The sequence below is a fragment of the Nocardia concava NBRC 100430 genome, from assembly GCF_000308815.1.
Classification (GTDB): domain Bacteria; phylum Actinomycetota; class Actinomycetes; order Mycobacteriales; family Mycobacteriaceae; genus Nocardia; species Nocardia concava.
Window position 1 is genome coordinate 55,841 of record NZ_BAFX01000146.1, and the last position, 19,728, is coordinate 75,568.

The 19,728-nt window shown below is 68.9% G+C and carries 16 protein-coding genes; 9 read left to right on the forward strand and 7 right to left on the reverse strand.

Annotated features, from left to right (window positions below; all coding sequences use genetic code 11):
* Positions 1-207 precede the first annotated feature (207 nt).
* The 4 genes from ON43_RS33960 to ON43_RS33975 all read left to right on the forward strand — a co-directional run bounded on the left by ON43_RS33960 (position 208) and on the right by ON43_RS33975 (position 6,434).
* Positions 208-1,575, forward strand: coding sequence for a lipase family protein (locus ON43_RS33960; protein ID WP_040814141.1), 1,368 nt, complete (start codon positions 208-210; stop codon positions 1,573-1,575).
* Positions 1,576-1,642: 67 nt separating this feature from the next.
* Positions 1,643-2,380: a tRNA (guanosine(46)-N7)-methyltransferase TrmB gene (gene trmB, locus ON43_RS33965; protein WP_245568857.1), complete on the forward strand. Its 738-nt coding sequence runs from the start codon at positions 1,643-1,645 to the stop codon at positions 2,378-2,380.
* Between the two features lie 110 nt (positions 2,381-2,490).
* Positions 2,491-3,147 (forward strand): NYN domain-containing protein, encoded by a 657-nt coding sequence (locus tag ON43_RS33970; RefSeq protein WP_051179610.1) that lies wholly within the window; start codon positions 2,491-2,493, stop codon positions 3,145-3,147.
* The gene (locus tag ON43_RS33975; protein ID WP_040814145.1) at positions 3,147-6,434 is read left to right on the forward strand and encodes an MMPL family transporter; all 3,288 of its coding nucleotides are present in this window, start codon (positions 3,147-3,149) and stop codon (positions 6,432-6,434) included. The genes ON43_RS33970 and ON43_RS33975 overlap by 1 nt, the downstream gene beginning before the upstream one ends.
* A gap of 58 nt (positions 6,435-6,492) precedes the next feature.
* On the opposite strand, the gene ON43_RS33980 is transcribed toward ON43_RS33975, so the two are convergent.
* The 6 genes from ON43_RS33980 to ON43_RS34005 form a co-directional block, all read right to left on the reverse strand.
* Positions 6,493-8,442: a DUF2339 domain-containing protein gene (locus tag ON43_RS33980; RefSeq protein ID WP_245568858.1), complete on the reverse strand. Its 1,950-nt coding sequence runs from the start codon at positions 8,440-8,442 to the stop codon at positions 6,493-6,495.
* Between the two features lie 101 nt (positions 8,443-8,543).
* Complete coding sequence (locus ON43_RS33985) at positions 8,544-9,359, reverse strand: alpha/beta fold hydrolase (protein ID WP_051179601.1); 816 nt, start codon at positions 9,357-9,359, stop codon at positions 8,544-8,546.
* 63 nt (positions 9,360-9,422) lie between these two features.
* Positions 9,423-10,088 (reverse strand): DUF1707 SHOCT-like domain-containing protein, encoded by a 666-nt coding sequence (locus ON43_RS33990; RefSeq protein WP_040814214.1) that lies wholly within the window; start codon positions 10,086-10,088, stop codon positions 9,423-9,425.
* 132 nt (positions 10,089-10,220) lie between these two features.
* Complete coding sequence (locus tag ON43_RS33995; RefSeq protein WP_040814149.1) at positions 10,221-10,895, reverse strand: response regulator; 675 nt, start codon at positions 10,893-10,895, stop codon at positions 10,221-10,223.
* A gap of 15 nt (positions 10,896-10,910) precedes the next feature.
* A complete protein-coding gene (gene macS, locus ON43_RS34000; protein ID WP_245568859.1) occupies positions 10,911-12,101 on the reverse strand; it encodes a MacS family sensor histidine kinase in 1,191 nt (396 codons plus the stop codon).
* The gene (locus ON43_RS34005) at positions 12,085-13,290 is read right to left on the reverse strand and encodes an AI-2E family transporter (RefSeq protein WP_245568865.1); all 1,206 of its coding nucleotides are present in this window, start codon (positions 13,288-13,290) and stop codon (positions 12,085-12,087) included. The genes macS and ON43_RS34005 overlap by 17 nt, the downstream gene beginning before the upstream one ends.
* 173 nt (positions 13,291-13,463) lie before the next feature.
* Here ON43_RS34005 and ON43_RS34010 point away from each other — a divergent pair, with 173 nt between their 5' ends.
* Genes ON43_RS34010 through ON43_RS34020 form a run of 3 tightly spaced genes read left to right on the forward strand, consistent with a single transcriptional unit; the run spans position 13,464 to position 16,575 of the window.
* On the forward strand, positions 13,464-14,981 hold the full coding sequence (locus tag ON43_RS34010) for an adenylate/guanylate cyclase domain-containing protein (protein WP_174416517.1): 1,518 nt from the start codon (positions 13,464-13,466) through the stop codon (positions 14,979-14,981).
* 4 nt (positions 14,982-14,985) lie between these two features.
* A complete protein-coding gene (locus ON43_RS34015) occupies positions 14,986-16,131 on the forward strand; it encodes a lysylphosphatidylglycerol synthase transmembrane domain-containing protein (RefSeq protein ID WP_051179604.1) in 1,146 nt (381 codons plus the stop codon).
* Between the two features lie 57 nt (positions 16,132-16,188).
* Complete coding sequence (locus ON43_RS34020; RefSeq protein ID WP_040814151.1) at positions 16,189-16,575, forward strand: DUF3054 domain-containing protein; 387 nt, start codon at positions 16,189-16,191, stop codon at positions 16,573-16,575.
* On the opposite strand, the gene ON43_RS34025 is transcribed toward ON43_RS34020, so the two are convergent.
* Positions 16,572-18,125 (reverse strand): NTF2-like N-terminal transpeptidase domain-containing protein, encoded by a 1,554-nt coding sequence (locus ON43_RS34025; protein WP_245568860.1) that lies wholly within the window; start codon positions 18,123-18,125, stop codon positions 16,572-16,574. The genes ON43_RS34020 and ON43_RS34025 overlap by 4 nt on opposite strands.
* Positions 18,126-18,586: 461 nt before the next feature.
* Between ON43_RS34025 and abmR the strand changes: the two genes are divergently transcribed.
* Both abmR and aroQ read left to right on the forward strand, forming a co-directional pair.
* Entirely contained in the window at positions 18,587-19,183 is a 597-nt protein-coding gene (abmR, locus tag ON43_RS34030; RefSeq protein WP_040814220.1) for an ATP-binding transcription factor AbmR, read from the forward strand.
* A 40-nt stretch (positions 19,184-19,223) separates the two neighbouring features.
* Entirely contained in the window at positions 19,224-19,661 is a 438-nt protein-coding gene (gene aroQ / locus ON43_RS34035; protein ID WP_040814153.1) for a type II 3-dehydroquinate dehydratase, read from the forward strand.
* Positions 19,662-19,728 lie beyond the last annotated feature (67 nt).

A 19,728-nucleotide genomic window follows, 5' to 3' on the forward strand; every position in this document is an offset into this window, starting at 1 on the left:
GTGCGCGTTTCGAATCACAAACCCGCAGGTCACCCGGTGAGAATTGACACGGATTCGACACCGACTGTGCGCCAGCACAATTCAGCGCGACGCGTCTTCACAGACACTTCGCGCTGGCCTACTCTGGCCATTCGGTCGGCATCAGCGCCGATGCACGGCTGCGGCGCACCTCTCGGTCCACGGCCGCCGCGACAAGGGGAGGTAGCGATGACCGTCAACGCCGACGTCATCCGGGTATCCGAAACAGTGGGGCCGCGCCGCGAGACACCGGGGCCGGATCGCGAACCCGCCCGGCCACTGCCGCCGAGCCGGGATCCGTTCTTCCATCCCCCACGCGGGTTCGCGCGGCACGCACCCGGCACGATCCTGCGCCACCGCGAGGTGGAGATCGCGCTCTTCGGCCTGGTGCCCCAGCACGTGACGGCCTGGCAACTGCTGTACCGCAGCCAGGATCTGCACGGCAGGCCCGAGGTCGCCATCACGACCGTGCTGCTCCCCGGAGGCGCGGGCCCGGATTCCGAACGCCCGCTGCTGGCCTTCCAGACCGCCATGGACGCGGTCACCGACCGGTGCGCACCCTCCTACGCGCTGCGCCGCGGCGCGCTCTCCCCCGGTTCGATCACCCAGCTGGAGTGGCTGCTGGTCGCGGGCGCCCTGCGCCGCGGCTGGGCGGTCACCATCGCGGATCACGAAGGGCAGCAAGGCAATTTCGGGGTGGCGCGCGAACCCGGCTACCGCGCTCTCGATGGTGTCCGCGCCGCACTGCGTTTCGCGCCGCTGGGCCTGCGCTCGGACACCAGGGTGGCCGTGTGGGGCTATTCCGGTGGCGGCATGGCCAGTTCGTGGGCGGTGGAGATGGCCCCGGAGTACGCGCCGGAGCTGAATATCGTGGGCGCGGTGCTGGGTGCGCCGGTGGGTGATCCGCGCCATGTCTTCCTGAACCTCGACGGCAGCATGTTCGCGGGCTTCCCGGCCATCGTGATCGCGGCGCTGCGGCAGGTGTATCCGGCCATGGCCGAGGTGGTGCGCCGCGATTTCACCCCGGAGGGCCGTCGCCTGCTGGACCGGGCGCGGAGCCTGGGCCCGATCGCGGTGCTGCCGCTGCTGGTCGGCCGCCGCATGGACGACATCCTGACCCGCCCGCTGGCCGAGATCCTGCCGGACCTCGAGGACATGTTCGACGATCTGCGCCTGGGCAATCGGACCCCGGCCTGTCCGGTGCTGGTGGTGCAGCCCGTGCACGACCAGGTCATCGACGCCGCGGGCATCGACGGCCAGGTGGAGCGCTACCGGGCCGGCGGCGCGGCGGTCTGGTACGTCCGCGATCGCCTCAGCGAGCATTTCTCGCTGCTGCCGCTGGCGACCCCGATGAGCCTGGACTGGCTGGCCGATCGGCTGGCCGGGAAAACTCTTACCGAACCCACAACCAAGACCGTATGGTCGGTCGCGCTGTCCCCGGCGCACTGGCGCGGCATGGTGGAAATGGCAACTACCGCAATGCGAGTCACGTTCGGCCTGCCCTTACGCCCGCCCGCCACACCGGCGTCGGGCGAGGTCTCGGGCCTGGCGGCCTGACCGATCGCGGCCGCGGCAACCCCGGTCGATTGCTGCGCTAAAGAAGCAATACTGGACAATGGACGCCGTGAACGACGCCGCGAACCAGCACACGGGAAACCGTCTCTACCCCCGGGTCACCAGCTTCCGCGCCCGTCGCGGCGCGGTCTCGCCCGCGCGGCAGGACGCCTGGGATCGGGTGTGGCCGCGCATCGGCAAGGACGTGTCCGACGAAAAGCTGGACGCCGACGCCTGGTTCGGCCGGTCGGCCCCGCTGATCGTCGAGATCGGCTGCGGCACCGGCACGGCCACCGCGGCCATGGCGCAGGCCGAGCCGCAGTTCAATCTGATCGGCATCGAGGTCTACAAGCCGGGCCTGGCGCAGCTGGTGCAGCGGGTCGAGCGCGAGCAGATCGAGAACATCCGGCTGCTGCGCGGCGATGCCGTGGATGTCCTGGAAAATATGATTGCTCCCGAATCGCTGACGGGGGTTCGCGTGTTCTTTCCGGATCCGTGGCCCAAGGCACGCCACCATAAGCGACGGCTGCTGCAGCCGGAGACCTTCGCACTCATCGCAAGTCGCCTGAAGCCGGGCGGCGTGTTGCATGTCGCGACCGATCACGCCGATTACGCGGAATGGATCGGCGCGTACGGAAATAAGGAACCGCAGCTCATCGGCATGAATGAGCCGACGGGCGGAGACCCGGAAGCCTATAAAACCAAGGCACCGATTGGTTTTGAACGTCCGATTACCAAGTTCGAAAACAAAGGACTCCGCGCGGGTAGCGCCATCACGGAGTTCATCTGGGGGAAGATCGAATCATGAGCGTCAGTGAGATGGCCCCCGAGGTCGAGGAAGTTGCCGGATTAATGCACGGCACCCCGTCGGCCGAACTATCGGGCACCGCAGGGCTCGGCGGCAGCACCGCGGTAGCCATGGGCGGCACCGCCACCGACGTGCGTCGCGTCCTGCTGGTCTGGGATGCGCCGAACCTCGACATGGGTCTCGGCGCCATCCTCGGCGGTCGCCCGACCGCCGCGTACCGCCCGCGCTTCGACGCGCTGGGCCGCTGGCTGCTGGCCCGCACCGCCGAATTGTCGGTGGGCAGCGTCACCCGCGTCGAACCCGAGGCCACGGTCTTCACCAATATCGCCCCGGGCACCGCGGATGTAGTGCGCCCGTGGGTCGAGGCGCTGCGCAATGTCGGTTACGCCGTCTTCGCCAAACCCAAGATCGACGAAGACTCCGATGTCGACTCCGACATGCTCGCCCACATCGAATTGCGTCGCCGCGGTGCCGGTTTGGCCGGAATCATGGTGGCCTCCGCCGACGGGCAGGCGTTCCGCGCGCCGCTCGAGGAGCTGGCCGCCTCCGGTGTGCCGGTTCAGGTGCTGGGTTTCCGCGAGCACGCGAGTTGGGCCGTCACGTCGGATATTCTCGAGTTCATCGACCTCGAGGACATCCCGGGCGTGTTCCGTGAACCGCTGCCCCGGGTCAGCCTCGACTCGCTGCCCGACGAGGGAGCCTGGCTGCAGCCGTTCCGGCCGCTGTCCGCCCTGCTCACCTCCCGCCCCGCTCAAGGAGTCGCTTAGTGTTCACCCGCTGGGGCGACCTGGTCTACAAGCTGCGCTACACCGTCCTGGGTGTGATGGCGGCGGCATTGCTCTCTCTCGGCGCGTTCGGGTTGGGGCTCGAGGACCACTTGAGCTCCAGCGGCTGGTTCGACCCGACATCGCAGTCGACGAAGGCGTCGATACTCAAGGATTCGGTGTACAGCCGCGATCACAACAGCGATGTGGTGCTGCTGTACACCGCGCCCGACGGGAAGACCGTCGACGATCCGGAGTGGAGTCAGAAGGTCGTCGACAGCCTCAACGCGCTGCCGAAGAACCACCCGCAGATCACCAAAGTCAATGTCGCGCCGTGGAAGACCGATACGGGTCAGCAGGTCGCGCAGACAGTCAGCCCCGATCGCAAGCACGCCTTCGCCACGCTCGCGCTCGACGCCGACAATGACACCGACATGCTCAACGCCTACAAGGCGGTGCAGAACGCCTTCTCGGTTCCGGGCGTCAAAGTCGAGGTCGCGGGTCTGCAGCCGGTCGCCTTCACCCTGAACAACACGATCGCCAGCGACGTGAAGCGCATGGAGATGCTGGCCCTGCCGGCGGTCGCGGTCCTGCTGTTCTTCATTTTCGGCGGCGTCGTCGCCGCCGCGCTGCCGCTGATCATCGGTGGTCTGACGATCATCGCGGCCAACGGCATCATCATGGCCCTGACCAAGTACACCGAGGTGAATTCGTTCGTCTCCGCGGTGGTTTCGATGATCGGGCTGGGCCTGGCGATCGACTACGGCCTGTTCATCGTGAGCCGGTTCCGTGAGGAATTGGCCGAGGGCTACGACACCCGCGCGGCCGTGCGCCGCTCGGTCATGACCGCCGGACGCACCGTGACCTCCTCGGCGACCATGATCATCGCCGCCAGCGCCGGCATGCTGCTGTTCCCGCAGGGCTTCCTGAAGTCGGTCGCCTACGGCACCATCGCCGCGGTGCTGCTGGCCATGCTGACCTCGCTCACCGTGCTGCCCGCGCTGCTGAGCATTCTGGGTCCGCGCGTGGACAGCCTGAGCCTCAAGTGGATTCGCAAGACCAAGACCGCCGAAGAGGTGGAGGCCGGATTCTGGGGCAAGCTCACCGCGTGGGTGATGAAGCATCCGCTGAAGGTCGCGATCCCGCTGACGATCGGCCTGCTGCTGCTCATCATCCCGGTGAAGAACCTGCAGTTCGGCGGCATCTCGGAAACCTATCTGCCGCCGGACAATCCGGTCCGGCTGGCGCAACAGCACTTCGACGAGACCTTCCCGCTGCGCAAGGCCGATCCGGTGCAGTTGGTGATCATCACCGACAACTCGAAGAACATCGGTCCGATTCTCGCGCAGGCGAATCAGGCTCCCGGACTGGTGAAGAACGCCCAGTTCGCCATTCCGCAGAAGCCGCCCAACGGATCCAATGTCTGGACGTCCGACGCGACCATTCAGGACAGCGCGCACCCGGACGCGACCGTCGACTATCTGCGGTCGATGGAGGTTCCCGACGACGCCGAGGTCCTGGTCACCGGTCAGCCGGTGCTGATGATGGACAGCCTCGACACGCTGATGCAGCGCATGCCGTGGATGATCGTCATCGTCCTGCTGGTCACGACGATCCTGATGTTCCTCACCTTCGGCTCGCTGGTGCTGCCGCTGAAGGCGGCGCTCATGAGCGCGCTCGGTCTGGGATCGACGCTGGGCATCCTGACCTGGATCTTCATCGACGGTCACGGCGCCTCGCTGCTGAACTTCACACCGCAGCCGATCATGGCGCCGGTGCTGGTGCTGATCATCGCGATCATCTACGGCCTATCCGTGGACTACGAGGTATTCCTCTTGTCCCGCATGGTCGAAGCGCGCACCCAGGGCGCCAGCACCACCGAGGCGGTGCGCGCGGGCACCGCGCAGACCGGCCGCATCATCACCGCGGCCGCGCTCATCCTGCTGGTGGTCACGGGCGCGTTCGCGTTCTCCGACCTGGTGATGATGCAGTACATCGCCTACGGCATGGTGGCGGCGCTGTTCATCGACGCGACCGTGCTGCGCATGCTGCTGGTCCCGGCCACCATGAAGCTGCTCGGCGACGACTGCTGGTGGGCGCCCAAGTGGATGAAGAAGGTCCAGCAGAAGATCGGCCTGGGCGAGCCCATCCTCGACGATGAGCGGCCCGGCGGCGGCGAGGTGATCGACCTGGTCAAGACCACCCCGGTCACCGACCCGGTCACCATGCAGATCCCGCTGCTCACCGACGGATCCATGCCGGCGCGCCCGCGCAAGCCGCGTCCGCGCCGCACCATCGACATCGACAGCGAGGCCCCGACCCAGCGCATCGACCGCGCCGAGCCGACCCCGCCGACCGCCGCCCCGGCGGCGCCGACCGGTACGCCATCACCGGCAACCGGCACGGCATCGCCCTCGACCGGCACGGCATCGCCCTCGACCGGCACGGCGCCGGAGGCCGAGCGTCCCGCGCCCGGATTCCCCTCCGTCACAGCGCGTCCCGGCCACGGGGTCACGCCGTCGACGACCGCGGTCCCGTCGTTCGTCGCGGGCGGCTCGACGCCGAGCCCGCTGTCGGGTCTGGTGCCGAATCCCGAACCGGAGTCCCCCGCGAGCGGCGAAACCTCCACCCCCGCACCGATGACCAACCTGGGCGCCCCGGCGGAGTCCGGCGCCAAGCTGCCGCCGCGCCGGGTGACCAGCGCGGCCTCGCCGGACGCGCCGACCACCGACCTGAGTGCCGGTTCACCGGCGCGCGGGCCGGTCGCACCGCACCCCATCGGTGACTTCGCCTCTCCCCTCAAGGGATCCGCGAATGCCGGTGGCGGCGAACTGCCGTCGGTGTCACAGCCCCCGGCGGCCCCACCGCCCGCGGCACCGGCACCGGCACCGGCCCAGCCTCCGGTCGGCCACGAACGGGTACTGCCGCCGCAGGCTCCCGCCGAAGCACCGCAGTCGGCGCAGGCACCCCAGCCACCGCAGGCTCCCCAGGCGCCGAAGCTCCCGCCGCATCCGGCGACCCGGGCACAGCTGTACCAGCCGCATGCGCCCGAATCCGAGCAGGCCCCGGATCCCGTGGCCCCGGAAGCGCATCCGACGCACCACGCGGCGGGTGAGGAGGGCCCCGGCGGCGGCCGCAGCAGCATCGAACAGTGGATGTCCGATCTGCGCTCGTCCAAGCGTCGTCCCAAGCCCGAGGAGGACGCCAAGCCGGAGGATGCCAAGCATCGGGGCGGCGAGGGGCGCACGGTGAGCGTCAACGAACTGCTCCGCCGCCAGAACCGCGACTGATCGGACACAGGACGAACGCCCGGCCGAATTCTCGGCCGGGCGTTCGTTTTTCATGCTGCTACGCGGTCGGCGTGTGCGTATCCATCTCGGCGAAGGCCCGCGCGTAGCGGGTGCCGACCACCAGGAGCAGGACACCCACCACCAGGAAGGCGCCGGCGCGGACCAGCCCGTCGAGGGTGGCCAGGTCGAACAGGAACAGCTTGGCCAGTGCGGCGGCGGTCACCAGCAGCCCGGCGGCGAGTGCGACCTTCGCCTGCTGCGGAGTCCGGGCCAGGCGGCGCAGACCGAAGAGCAGGGCGGCCGTCGCGACCGCCATCCACACCACGGTGGCGATCCCGTGCCCGGCCCGGAAGCCGTCCGGGTTGCCGGTGGCCACACCCAGCGAGACCGTCAGGGTCGTGACCGCGTAGAGCCCGCCGATCCCGGCGAACACCGACAGCGTGGTGGCGTCGGATTCCCGGTCCAGCAGGCCGAGGCGGCGGGCGCACCAGCCCGCGACCGCCAGCACCGCGAGCACGGCCAGCGCCGACAGCGCGGTCGAAATACCGAGGTGCGCTTCGGCTTCCGACTGACCGGCCAGCGTCCCCGGGTCGGCCAGATAGAAGAATGTCACCGCGTCGATGGCGCCGAAGCCCGCGCCGATGCCCGCGGCCACCCGCGACCGCTGCTGCCCGGCCACCGCCAAGAAGCCCAGGGCGACGACCGAGAGCGCCAACGGCAGGGTGTCCACCCGGGTGATCCCGATGCACGCCTCCAGCAGCGCGAACGCGCCCGCCAGCGCGGATACCACGGCCAGATGCGCCGGAATCCGCACGACCCCAGAGAGTTTCGGCAGCCAGGGCAGGGCCGCGACCAGCAGCAGCACGGTGGCGAGGGAGGCGGCCACGATGGTGGATCCGGTGCGGCCGAACATGATCGACGCGGCCAGCATCGGCAGGGTCGCCGCCGCGAAGGTCAGGCTCGCCGCGACATCACCGTCCCGCCGCCGCACCGAGAGCACCGCGCCCACCAGTCCGGCGACCGCGATGACGATGGCGGCGGCAAGCACCTGGAAGCGGTCCGAGGACGGAGCATTGTCGGAATCCAGGCCCAGGGCCGAGGCGACCACCGCGACCAGTGTCGCGAGCACCGCCGGGACCGTGCGAACCACGTGCAGGAACGGCCAGTCGCGCACCAATTGCACCGGGAGAGCGGCGATCTGGAGCACGATCAGGAAGCCGAGCAGCGCCAGTTCGACGGTCACGAACGGCGCGAGCACCGCCGCACCCAGCATGACCAGCACGGCCAGTGCCTGCGCCCGCCACTGCACGGCCAGCGCCACGCCCCCGGCCGCGATCCCCAACGCCACCGCGTACCCGACCACCGGATTCAGCCAGTGGTAGACGGTGGTCATCGCGATGACGTCCAGGTATCCCCCTGCGATACCGGTGGCCGCCAACGCGATTCCCCCGACCCGGCCGCCCGCCTTGGCGTACACCCGGGCGCCGGCCGCCACCAACGCGCCCGAGAACAGCGCGCCCGCAGCGACTCTCGGCACCGGCCCGAAGAACCCGGCCTGCGCCGCCAGCACCAGCAGCATGACCACACCGATGAGCGTCACCGCCACCCCGGCGATGGCCAGCACCCGGCTGATCACCCCTTCCCGCTGCCACCACGGCTCACGAATCGGCCGCGCATAAGCGCTGCGCTGCTGCCGCGGCAACGGCGGCATGGGCTGGTAGGCGGGCTGCTGATACATGGGCGGCTGCCACCCCGGAGGCGTCCATCCGGTGGCTGGGGTGACCGGTGGAGCGGCGGGGGGCGGAGGCACCGGTGGAGCGGCCGGGGCCGGACGTACCGGTGGAGCGGCGGGAGCCGGGGTGGGTTGCGGTGCGGTGCGGGCGTTTTCGGCGACCACCTGGTTGCGGAGGGTTTCGAGGTCGCGGCCGAGGACGTTCAAGTGCTCGCTGAGCGAGGTGAATTCAGTCGACAGCCGCGCGATCAGGCGAGGATCGATGGCGAGATTCATGTCCGCCATACTCTCGACCTGGGCATTCGGTCACATGAGTAGAAGTACCCGGGCAGTCCACGATTACTACCCCAATCGGCCTGGGTAGGCCCCGAAGCGGCTCAGGCGGGGTGGGCGGGGGCCTGCACGCGGGCGATGGTGGCGCGGATCTCGGCGGTGACGAGGTCCGGATCCTCGAGCATCGGGACGTGGCCCAGGGCCGGGAGCGGGCGGACGTCGAGGGTCGGCGTCGGGGTCAGGGGCATGTAGATATGCGGCGGGAGGATGCGGTCATGTTCGGGGAGGAGGATGGTGACGGGGAGATCCAGGTCGGCCAGGCCTGTGAAACCCGTTGGGAGACCCGGGTCTTCGGCCAGATCGTCGACGATCGCGCATTCGGTGATGGCGGCGGTCATGGCCTTGGCCAGCGGGTTGGGCACATCGGCGGGCTTGCTGGCGAGCAGCGGGAGCAGCAGGCTGCGCAGCAGGGTGGGCATGGTCGGCTGGCGGTCGGGGCCCAGGCCGATCAGGGGACCGAAGGCGCGGAACTTGCGGAGCAGGGAATCCGCGGCGGCGGGGGTGCGCCACAGGCCGGCGGGTGCGATGGCGGTGCAGGAGCGGGCGCGGCCGCGCGCGGCGAGTTCCAGGGCCACCCAGCCGCCGAGCGAATTGCCCACGATATGCGCTGTGTCCCAACCAGATTCGTCGAGCAGGCGTTCGCAATGGTCGACCAGGGCGGTGACGGTGGCGGGGCGGGCCGCCTCGGGACCGCCCCAGTGGCCGGGGAAAGTGGGCGCGAGAACGCTGTATTCGGTGGCCAGCTCGTCGAGGACCGAACCCCAGGACTGCCAGGTGAGCAGCACCCCGTGCAGCAGGAGCAGCGGTTCGCCGCCGCCGGATCGATGCACTGCCTCCGGAATCTCGACGCCTTCCACCATGCGCGTGACCTTACCGCCCGAATCCGTCTGCCGCCGGGCCCGATCGCGGGCGGGTGCGAGCGGTCACACGCCGTTGAGGAAGCGCTTCCAGCCGGTTCCGAAGGGCTGCTTGGCCTTCACCGAGCTGAAGCGCAGCGTGCCGTGCACGATGATGTGCAGCGGGCCGATGGGCGGGCCGGTGCGGACCTTGGTCTCGGCGCTGGAGGCGATGAGGTCGATATTGTTCATATCGACGGTCGCCTCGGGCGGGACGATCAGTTCGAGCGAGCCGCAGGTGTCGTTCACGTGGATCTCGACCACCTGGGTGGACATGACGGCCTGGGTGAAGTCCAGGCGCACGCTGCCCAGCAGGCTGTTGATCATCATGCTCGGCGGCACGTGCCAGTTGCCCTTGCGCTCCACGCTGGACAGGCGGGCGCGAATCACATTGCCCGGCACCGCCGGTGACATGCCGTAACCCTGCGGCGTATTCAGCCGGTGCGCGGTGACGTACCGCGGCGGCGGTGGTGCGTACGCCTGCGCGGCGGGGGCGGGCTGCCCGACCAGCCGGATGCCCGGCAGATCGACCAGGACCGTATTGAGCTCGCCGCGGGTCTTGGCCGCGAGCGCGGTGTCCATGCGCTCGGTGAATTCCCCCAGCGACAGCATGCCCAGCCCGACCGCGCGCTGCAGCAGCCGGCCGACATGTTCGCGTTCGACATCTGATACCCGTAGATCCCGGTCGCCGATCACGGCGTTGCCGGTAGCGATCGCGGAAACCGCTTCAGGACCTCCCATGCCTTCGAGGCTACGAGCGCGGGGCCGCCACCGCATCAGGGCAATCCCTGAACTGCGCCCCCTACTCCAGGCCCGGTCCCGGCACTATTCGAGGCCCTGTTCGATCGCGTACCTGGTCAGTTCCACGCGATTGCCCAGCTGCAGTTTGCGCAGCGTGGACTGCACGTGGTTCTCGACGGTGCGGTGACTCAGGCTCAGCCGGGTGGCGATCTGCTTGGCGGACAGGCCCTTCGCCACCATGCGCAGCACCTCGGTCTCGCGATCGGTGAGGGCGGGACGGTGGGGTTCGTCGCGGTCGGCGGGGGTGTTGGCGATGCGGCGGAACTCGCCGAGGACCAGTCCGGCCAGGCCGGGGGTGAAGACGGCCTGACCGGCGGCGGTGGCGTGGACCGCGTCCAGGAGTTCGGTGGCCGAGGCGCTCTTGACCAGGTAACCGGTGGCGCCGGCCTTGATGGCGTCGAGGACGTCGTCGCGTTCGGCCGACGCCGAGAGCACCAGCACCCGGGTGCGGGGCGAGACGCGCAGCACCTCGGCGGTGGCGTCCGCGCCATTGCCGTCGGGGAGTTGCATGTCCATGAGCACCACGTTCGGGCGGACCGCGGCCGCGCGGGCGGCGGCGGCGCGGACCCCGTCGGCGGTGGCGAGCACCTCGAATCCGGCCTCGGCGAGGTCGCGGGCGACGCCCTCGCGCCAGATCGGGTGGTCGTCGACCACCATCACGGTGATGCGATCGGTCTTGTCGGGCTCAGACTCGGTCATATCCGCCTCCGCATCTCATTGTCGCCGTTTCAGGGGCACGCGGAATTCCCATTCCGCACCGGCCCCTTCGTCATCGTCGCCCGGGGCGGCCTCGAAGAGCAGTTGCGCGGTGCCGCCGAGCGCCTCGACGCGGCCGATGATGGAGCGCGAAACACCCATGCGGCCTTGCCCTTCCGCCTCGGCCAGCCGCCCCGGCGGAATGCCGGGGCCGTCGTCGCGCACGCTCACGATGAGTTCGTCGCCGGTATCCTCCAGCAGCACATAGGCTTTCGCGCCCGGACCGGCGTGCTGGACCACGTTCGCCAGCGCGGCGGCCACCGCGGCGGCCATTTCGCGGGCGGCCCAGCGGCCCAGGAGCACCGGCTCGCCCGGGGTCGAGACGAAGACCGACGGGGTCGCCTGGGCGGTGAGCAGCGGCCGCAGATCCTCCTCCGCGCCCCCGGAGTCGGGGCGGGCGCCCTGCTCGGAGATGAGCACCCGCAGCGCCACCTCCTGCTCGCCCGCCCGCTGCGCCAATTCCACTGTCGGACCGCCGATCTCGTTACCGCGCCGCTTGATATAGCTGAGCACCTGGAGCACTCCGTCGTGCACTTCTCGCGCCAGCCGTTCGCGCTCCTGGGAGGCGGCGGTGAGCCGGACGGCGCGTTGCAGCTGCGCGTGTGCGCGGCGGGCGGTGTTGGAGGCCAGGCCCAGGGCCAGTCCGACCGAGATGAGGACCGGCAGGGTGGCGTCGCGCCAGACGTCGAAATCCCATTGGGCGCGTGCGGTGATGACGGCGGCGGAGATCAGCAGGCCCGAGCAGATGCCGCCCAGCGGTCCCCACAGAATCGCCGCGGAGACAACGGCATTGGCAGCCCACAGGGTGGTGGGCAGGGTCTGGTGGCCGTGATACCAGTCGTAGGAGGCGACCAGGCGGGTGGCGAAGATGAGCGCGATCACCACCACGTGGTCGCCGATCACGACCGCGGTGCGGACCCGGGGATGGTGGCGAATCCGCCACTGCGACAACAGCACCGCCGAGATGCCCGACCACACCACCATGATCGCGACCAGGAACCAGCTCAGCCGCTGATTGCTGTAGTACGGCACCGAGGCGATCTGCTGGCCCACCGCGTACAGCAGCGTGACCAGCCGGAACGCCTGCACCGCGCGCCACAGCGGTGCGGAGGCGGCCCAGTCGGGATCGGTGTCAGTCCCCGGCGTCACCACTGCCGCCGGATGGCTTGGAAGGCTGGTGGTCCGTATCGGCCGGGACCGCGGGGTCGACCGTGAGCGCGGGGATTCGGACCCCGTCCGGAGTGTCGGGATCGGCGTGGAACATCGGTTCGTCGGGGTCACCGGTGTGTAGTTCCTGGTAGGCCTCTTCCGGCGAATCGGCCAGCAGCGAGCGCATGGCGGTATTGAGCACCGCCACGAACGGCACCGCGAGCAGACCGCCCGCCAGACCCGCCAGCACCACGCCCGCCGCGATGGCCAGCACCACGGCCAGCGGGTGGATGCGCACCGCGCGACCCATCAGCAGTGGTTGCAGCACATGGCCTTCCAGCTGCATGACCGCGACGGTGATGCCCAGCACGATGAGCGCGGTGACCAGCCCCTTGGTCATGAGCGCGATGAAAACCGCCACCGATCCGGCGATGAAGGAACCCACGATCGGGATGAACGCGCCGATGAAGACCAGTGAGGCCAGCGGAAGTGCCAGCGGCACACTGAGAATCGCCAGACCCGAGCCGATGCCGATGGCGTCGACCGCCGCCACCAGCACGGTGGCGCGCACGAATCCGGTCAGCGTGCCGAAGCCCAGCCGCCCGGCGGTCCGCACCTTCTCCCGGTGCGCGGTCGGGATGATGCGGGTGCAGAACTCCCAGATCTGGTCTCCGCCGTAGAGGAAGAAGATGAGGATGAACAAGGTCAGGAAGGCGCCGGTGAAGAATTCGCCGATGACCGTGGCGGTGGTGAGCGCCCCGTTGGTCAGCGCGTCCTTGTTGGACTCGACGGTCTTGACGATGGTGTCGCCGGCATTGCGGATCTGATCGTTGCTCAGGTGCAGCGGCCCGTTGATCAGCCAGTCCTGCACCTGGTGCACGGAGGTCTTGAACTCGTCCGACAGCTGCGGCACACCGGTGACGAACTGCTCCACGACGAAGGTCATGATCCCGGCGAGCAGCCCGAGCGCCCCGACCAGCGTCACGAACACGCCGATCGCGCGCGGCACCCCGAACCGCTGCATCCAATTGACCAGCGGCGCCATCAGGGCAGCGCCCAGCAGCGCGATGGACATCGGGATGGTGACGCTCGACAGCTTGCGCGCCAGATAGGCCACCGCGAGCACCGCCGCGAAAATTATCAACAGCCGCCAGCACCACTCCGCGGCCTGCCGCACGATCGGGTGCACGGCCTCCGCGTCCTGGCGCCGTTCCCCGCCGGACTTGCCCGACCTGCTGGACCTTGCCTGCACCTCACTCACGTTGGCGAGCCTAACGGCCGAAACCTCCGTGGGCATGTACCGACGATCTAAACGCTAGATTGGTGATCGTGTCAGCGCCTTTAGAAGCGGTCAAACAGACCATGAGGACTCGCTGGCCGCTGTACTTGGCTTCCATGCTCGCGGCCAACGCGTTCGGCGCTGTCCTGGTGTGGGCCTTTATTCAGTACGGGTTGCCGGTTCCGCAGGGGGAGACCGCCGCTACCAGGCAGACCGGACTGCTGATTCCTTCTCTGGTGTTCTTGATCGGCGGGCTGCTGAGTGTCGGCGCGTCGGCGTTCATGCTGCGCCCCGTCATGCGATGGCAGGTGCGGGGCGGGCCGCCGTCGCGGCAGGAGCAGATGGCCGCGCTGCACGCGCCGTTGCGGCAGGCCATCCTGCATCTGGTGCTGTGGCTGGTCGGCGGTGGCGTGCTGGCGTGGCTGATCATCATCCGGACGCCGCAGCTGGCCGCCGCGGTGATCGTCACCGAATGTATGGCCGCCACCATCGTTTTCGGCTTCACCTACATGCTGGGCGAGCGCATTCTGCGGCCGGTCGCGGCGGAGGCGCTGACCACGGGGGCCTTCGATCACACGCTGACCGCGGGCGTCGGCACCCGGATGGCCATGACCTGGGGCATGGGCACCTTCGCGCCGACCATCGCCATCGTGCTGCTGTGCGTCACCCAGATTTCCTCTCGCGTGCAGTTTTCCGCGCAGTCGCTGGCCGTATCAATTCTGCTGCTGTGCGGTGTGGTGATCATGCAGGCGCTGGCGCTTTCCATGCTCACCGGTTCCTCCATTTCCGATCCCATTCGCCAGCTCAGCCAGGCCATCGACCGCGTGCAGGAAGGCGCGCGGGATGTGCAGGTGGAAGTATTCGACGGTTCGGAAATCGGACTGCTGCAGGTTGGCTTCAATCGCATGATGGGCGAGGCCGCGAAACGCCGGGAACTGCAGGAATTGTTCGGCCAGCACGTCGGCGAGGATGTCGCGCGGCGCGCCCTGGAGTACGGCACCGAACTCGGCGGTGAAACCCGATTCGTGGCCGTGTTGTTCGTGGATATGGTCGGTTCCACCGCCACCGCCGCCGAACGCCCGCCGACCGAAGTGGTCAGCCTGCTCAACGAGTTCTTCCGGGTCGTCGTCGATGTCATCGATCGTCATCACGGGCTCATCAACAAATTCATGGGTGATGCCGCACTGGCCATCTTCGGTGCGCCGCTGGATCGCCCGGACGCGCCCACCGCCGCCCTGGCCGCCGCCCGTGAGCTGCGCGAAGCCCTGCGCGAGGTGGCCGGGCTGGATATCGGAATCGGCGTTTCGGCCGGGCTGGCGGTCGCCGGAAATATCGGCGGCGCGAATCGCTTCGAATACACCGTGATCGGTGATCCGGTGAACGAGGCGTCGCGACTCACCGAACTCGCCAAGGATCGGCCGGAACGTGTTCTGACCTCGTCGAGCGCACTGTTCTTCGCCGACGAGAACGAGCAGCGGCATTGGCAGACCGGCGAAGAGGTGCAACTGCGCGGACGCCGCCGGAAAACGCGTCTGGCCTGGCCATTGCAGAGCACCGACCCGACTGATGCAGACGAGGCGGCGGCGAGTTCGTTAGGCTGACGACGTGACGGCCCATGGTGAGCTGCGCGGCGAACCTGTGCCGCCCGCGGAGAACTCGCACCGTGGCAGGTTCTGGTGGGCGAAATGGATTCTCGGCGCCGCACTGGTGGCCCTGCTGATTTCCGAGGGCGTTTATCTCTATCCGCGCCTGCACGAATCCTGGAAGAACCTCACCGAAATCCATTGGGGCTGGGTCGCCGCCTGCATCGTCATGCAGGCCGTTTCGATGAGCGGATTCGGCCGCATCCAGAAACAGCTGTTGCACGCCGGCGGCGTCGAGGTGAGCCAGCGCAAATCGGTGTCGGTGGTGTACGGCGCGACCGGCATGTCGCTGACCCTGCCCGCGGGCCAGGTGTTCTCGACCGCCTTCACCTATCGCCAGACCCGGCGCTGGGGCGCGAGCCCGATCGTGGCGTCCTGGCAGCTGGTGATGTCGGGCGTGGTGGCGGCGGCCGGGCTGACCCTGCTCGGCCTGTTCGGCACCGTGCTGGCCGGGGACCGGGTGGGCCCGCTCAAGGTGATCCTGACGCTGGGCACCATGGCCGCGCTGATCTGGGCCTTCAACTACGTGTCCCGGCATCCGGGCGGCATCGAGGCGCTGGCTCGGCGAATCCTGCAGCGGATCAACCGGATTCGGCATCGTCCCGTCGACACCGGCATGGACAAGGTCGGCGAGGTGCTGTCCCAGCTGGAGTCGGTGGACCTGGGCAAGCGCGACGGCGCGTGGGTCGCGGTGTGGGCGCTGGTGCACCGGCTCGCCGATGTCGCCTGCCTGGGTTTCGCCTGCTACGCGGTGGGCGCGGATCCGCGCTGGGCCGCGCTCATGCTGACCTTCGCGGCCGGAAAGGCCGTCGGCACCATCCCTTTGGCGCCCGGCGGCATCGTCTACGTGGACGCGACGCTCATCTACTCGCTCACCGCGGCGGCCGGACTCCCCGCCGCCCAGGCGGTGGCCGCGGCCTTCCTGTACCGACTGGTCAGCTTCATCCTGGTGGCCATCGTCGGCTGGATCGTCTTCCTGTTCCTGTTCCGCAAGCCCCAGGCCGACGACGCGGAGTACGAGAAAGAGTTCGAGCAGCGCGGCAATTCGCTGGTCACCGACCGCCGCCGCGGCAATCCCCAGGCCGACCAGGACGGTAGTCCCGCCTGACGCCGGGTGCGGTGTCCCTCCACGGGCGCGCCGACACCGCCCGATACCCTGTGGGCCGTGAGGAAACTGGTGCCGTTCGCCGTGGATGTCGTGCTGGTGGTCGTGTTCTGCCTGCTCGGGCGACGCAGCCATGACGAGGCCGTGCTGGGCACGGGCCTGCTGCGCACGTTCTGGCCGTTCGGGACCGGCCTGGTGCTGGGCTGGGTGATCGCGGTGGCGGTGGCCTCGGGCCGGGAGGGGGCAAGTGCGGCACGGCGTTTCGACGGCCGCGCGGTGTGGCCGACAGGCGTCATCCTGTGGCTGAGCACCCTGATCGGCGGCATGGTGCTGCGGGGCGTGTCCGGCCAGACCGTCGCCTTCAGCTTCGTTCTGGTGGCCACGAGCTTCCTCGGCCTGTTCCTGGTCGGCTGGCGCGTTATCGCGCAGGTGGTCCGTACCCGCTAGTCCGGCTGGGCCAGCGACTGCAGCAGTCGCGCCGCCACCCGCGCGGTGAGGTCGCCGCTGTCGGGATCGTCGATGTGGACGGCGAAGGCCAGGTCGCCCATGGTGGCGATGAGCCAGCCGTTGTTGCCGGTGGTCGCGGCGAAGGCCTGCACATCGCGATACCGGTTGAGGCTGGCCATCTCCGGTGCGCCGACCCCGTCGCGGAGCGTGGCGCGCAGGCGGTCGGTGGCGTCGCCGGGCAGCGCGGCCAGGTCGGCCTCGGTGGTGGCGGGCTGGCCGATGGCGATCATGGGCTTGGGCACCTGGCCGTTGGCGATGGCGGCCGCCGCGATGGCCATGCCCCACGGGCTGGCCAGCAGCGAGTCCGCGGCATTGCCGCGGCCCACGTTCTCGGCCGCGTTCTTGCCGGTGGGCAGGCGGCCGGTGGTCTCGTCCAGGCCGGGCACCTTGAAGTCGATGCCGATCCCGAGCAGGCTGGCCGCGTCCGCCGCGTCGCCGACCGAGACGTCCTGCGGCGCTTTGTGTTTGGTGACCGCGGCGACATTCTTGAAGAGCTCGATCATGCCGCCGACCGGGTACAGCCCGGTGAAGGCGATATTGCCACGCTCGGTGGCCTGCGAGTTCTGCGCGACCGCGACGACCGCGCCGCTGGAGGGCTGGATGGCCACGATCGAGGTGGGCGAGCCGGTGCTCACCACCGCGTCCTCGGCCGCGCGCTGCAGCCGCTGGTCCATGGTGGCGGGAATGTCGGCCCCGGGCGGGACCTGCTCGCCGGCCAGCTGGGTGACGAAGCGGCCGTCGGGCTCGAAGAGCTGAACTCCCCAGCCGGAGTGCTGGTCTCGATTGTCCTGCCAGACCTTGGTGAGCGCGTCCAGCATGGGCGACCAGATGCGCCGGTCCGCGGAGATGAGCTTGGGCTGCTTCTCCATGACCACGCCCGGGATGGGGGCCATGCGCGGTTCCAGGATATTGAAGTCGCCGTCGCGCAGGTTCACCGCGACGATGGGTTTGCCCTGCGAGGCCGAGAGCTGTTGCATCAGAGCCGGTCCGTCGATGAGCGGGGCGACGGGGGCGATGGCGGCGGCGAGGGCGTTGGTGGAGGCGACCGGGTCGGTGATCTTGGCCGGATCCAGCTTGACGACATTGATGGTCTGCTCGGCCATGAGCGGCTGGCCCACGATGTCGTTCACCTTGGGCGAGGGCTGGGCGAAGGTGCGCACCAGCTTAGCGCTGCGCTTGGCATCCATCTGCGGCATGACCAGAGCGGGATCCCACGAGATGCGCCAGCCCACACTGAGGTTGCGCACGGTGCCCTGCAGGTCGTACTTCCAGTCGCGCTTCTCGCCGAAGTTCCAGGCGGCGGTCATGGAGAAGAGTCCGGTCGTACCGTCCAGTTTGATGTACTGGGTCATGCGGTAGTCGGGCTTGCCCGGATCGAGGCCCTCGAAAACTTGCTTCAGCGTTGCCGAGGCCCCCGCCGGGTAGGAGGTCAGCCGCGACGCCCCGTCATAGTCCTTCTTGTCGATCAGCGCGGCGAACTTCTCGACCACCGCCTCCGCACCCGTCGATCGCTCCCGAAAACCACATGACCCCATCGCGATAGCGACGGCAGCCACACCCGCGAGTGCGATCGCACCCCGTACCCGGAAGCGGCGGGATCCCCACACATCCATATCGCCCACTCTTCACTCTGGCCACAACAGCAACAGGTCCACGGTACCGCGCGCCGAATGTCGGCGGCTCCACCTTTCCACCAGGCGTGCTTGTTCTGAGCACCACCATAGTGCCGAAATCGGTCAGCAGTGACCACTTACATGATCACCGGTCGGTTACGGCCCCTGGCGTATTCGAGACTCGGGAGACCGTTCGGTTCTCACTGGTGACAGCGCTCCGGAGCATTCGGGGCGAACCCGGCGAACCTCGTTCTCCCAGAGCGGAATCCACGGGAGCGTAAACGACGTAACGTTGTAATCAGTATTACAACTCCATGCAGCAAGTGAGAGTGACCAACATGAGACACGGACATCGTGGACACGGTTTCGGGCGCACCGGCGGCTGGCAGCAAGCCGATCTTCCGGACACCTCGGACGCTCACGACTGGTTCGCTGGACGATTGCCAGCCGACTGGTTCGCCGGTCCCGCAACCCTCGAGATCGATCGCGACGAGATCGTCGTGGTCGGCGAACTCCCCCTCCCCGCAGCCGAACCCGCCGCCGAGACCCCCGCGGACGCCGCCCCCGCCGAGGTTCCGCAGGCCACCCGGGAGGGCATCCTGGCCCGCTTCCGGGAATCCACCCGCCCCGCCCGTATGCAGATCGCCCAGGAAGCCCAGGCCCGCTACGGCCGCAATGTGGCCTGGGGCGTCACGGTCAACGGCGAGCGAATCATGTTCACCCACCTGGCCGTTCCGGTCATGACCCGGCTGCGCCAGCCCGAACGCAAGGTGCTCGACACCCTGGTCGACGCCGGCGTGGCCCGCTCCCGCTCCGACGCCCTGGCTTGGACGGTCAAGCTGGCCGGTCAGCACGCCGAGGAGTGGCTAGAGGAATTGCGCTCGGCCATGCGCAAAGTCGACGACCTCCGCTCGGAGGGACCGCAGGGCCTGTAGCCACGGGGGTCCGCGGGGTCTGTGGTCGTAGAGTGAGCGCATGCCTGCAACCGCCCCGATCCTGGTGCTCAACGGTCCGAACCTGAACATGCTCGGCACCCGTCAGCCCGAGGTCTACGGGGCGGACACCCTCGACGATGTGGTCGAGCTGTGCCGCAAGACCGCGGCCCGGTTCGACCGGGAGGTGGTGGCGTTCCAGTCCAATCACGAAGGGGCGCTGATCGACCGGATCCACGCGGCCCGCGGCATGGAGTCCGGAATCGTCATCAACCCGGGTGGACTCACGCACACCTCGGTGGCACTGCGGGACGCGCTGGTGATCCCGGAGGTGCCGATCGTCGAGGTGCACATCAGCAATGTGCATGCGCGCGAGGAGTTCCGGCACCACTCCTACGTCTCCCCCATCGCCACCGCCGTGATCGCGGGCATGGGGATCCAGGGCTACGCGGCCGCCGTCGAATTCCTCTGCACGCGCTGATTCATCCAACTCTCGTAACTCTCAGGGGCTTCGCCCCCGAACCCCCAAGAACATTTGGCCCGGTGCG

Bases quoted from the DNA above. Each gene is read 5' to 3' on its own strand.
- ON43_RS33960 (WP_040814141.1), top strand. From the start codon at position 208: ATGACCGTCAACGCCGACGTCATCCGGGTATCCGAAACAGTGGGGCCG.
- ON43_RS33970 (WP_051179610.1), top strand. From the start codon at position 2,491: ATGGGCGGCACCGCCACCGACGTGCGTCGCGTCCTGCTGGTCTGGGAT.
- ON43_RS33980 (WP_245568858.1), bottom strand. From the start codon at position 8,442: ATGAATCTCGCCATCGATCCTCGCCTGATCGCGCGGCTGTCGACTGAA.
- ON43_RS33985 (WP_051179601.1), bottom strand. From the start codon at position 9,359: ATGGTGGAAGGCGTCGAGATTCCGGAGGCAGTGCATCGATCCGGCGGC.
- ON43_RS33995 (WP_040814149.1), bottom strand. From the start codon at position 10,895: ATGACCGAGTCTGAGCCCGACAAGACCGATCGCATCACCGTGATGGTG.
- ON43_RS34010 (WP_174416517.1), top strand. From the start codon at position 13,464: ATGAGGACTCGCTGGCCGCTGTACTTGGCTTCCATGCTCGCGGCCAAC.
- abmR (WP_040814220.1), top strand. From the start codon at position 18,587: ATGAGACACGGACATCGTGGACACGGTTTCGGGCGCACCGGCGGCTGG.
- aroQ (WP_040814153.1), top strand. From the start codon at position 19,224: ATGCCTGCAACCGCCCCGATCCTGGTGCTCAACGGTCCGAACCTGAAC.